The following is a 427-nucleotide window of genomic DNA, read 5'->3' on the forward strand; positions in this document are numbered from 1 at the left end:
GTGGCGCGGGGGTATGTGAACCGTCCGGGTCCGACGGCTCAGCGGTTCGTCGCCGACCCCTTCGGACCGCCCGGGACCCGCATGTACCGCACCGGGGACCTCGTCCGCCGACACCCCGACGGCAACCTCGAATTCCTCGGCCGCACCGACTTCCAGGTCAAACTCCGCGGCTTCCGCATCGAACTCGGCGAAATCGAAACCGTCATCACCCGCACCCCCGGCATCACACAAGCCGTCGCCCTCGTACGCGAAGACCGCCCCGGCGACAAACGACTCGTCGTCTACACCGTCCCCCGCACCGGCCACCACATCGACCCCACCACCGTACGCCGCCACGCAGCCCACACCCTCCCCGACTACATGGTCCCCGCCCACATCGTCGTCCTCGACACCATGCCCCTCACCCCCAACGGCAAAGTCGACCGAC

General features: G+C 68.6%; 1 protein-coding gene. It reads left to right on the plus strand.

The window, feature by feature from the left end; translation table 11 throughout:
• On the plus strand, window positions 1-427 hold a 427-nt coding region (locus ADK41_RS08195), incomplete at both ends, for an AMP-binding enzyme (protein ID WP_159043947.1).

This window comes from Streptomyces caelestis, assembly GCF_001279005.1.
Taxonomy (GTDB): domain Bacteria; phylum Actinomycetota; class Actinomycetes; order Streptomycetales; family Streptomycetaceae; genus Streptomyces; species Streptomyces heliomycini.